General features: G+C 75.1%; 1 protein-coding gene. It reads left to right on the top strand.

The features are described from left to right. Window positions 1-24 precede the first annotated feature (24 nt). On the top strand, window positions 25-442 hold a 418-nt coding region (locus V2S66_RS34365), incomplete at its 3' end, for a KS-MAT linker domain-containing protein (RefSeq protein WP_461949951.1).

Below are 442 nucleotides of genomic sequence, written 5' to 3'. Positions count from 1 at the left end.
GGGATCAGCGGGACGAACGCGCACGTGATCGTGGAGCAGGCGCCCGAGGAGGACCGGGATCAGGCGGCCGAGGGGATTCCCGCGGGCGGGGAGGGCACGGGCGGTGAGGGCACGGGGGCCGTGCCGTGGGTGCTGTCCGCCCGAAGCCCTCAGGCGCTGCGGGAGCAGGCGGCGCGGCTCGCCGACTGGAGCGAGGACCCGGCGCACGCAGGGGTCAGCGCGGCGGCAGTGGCCCACCGACTCGCCTTCGGACGGGCCCGGTTGACGCATCGTGCGGTGGTGGTGGGTGAGGGGCGTGCGGCGCTGCTCTCGGGGCTGCGGGCACTGGCGCAGGACGGTGACTCACCCGCGCTGATCCGCGGCACCAGCAGCAGCACGGGTAGGGGACCGGGTTCGGGTCGTGAGGGGATACGGCCGGTGTTCGTCTTTCCCGGGCAGGGCT

The sequence above is a fragment of the Actinacidiphila polyblastidii genome (genome assembly GCF_036353415.1).
GTDB lineage: Bacteria > Actinomycetota > Actinomycetes > Streptomycetales > Streptomycetaceae > Actinacidiphila > Actinacidiphila polyblastidii.
This window is presented reverse-complemented; position numbering and strand designations above follow the sequence as displayed.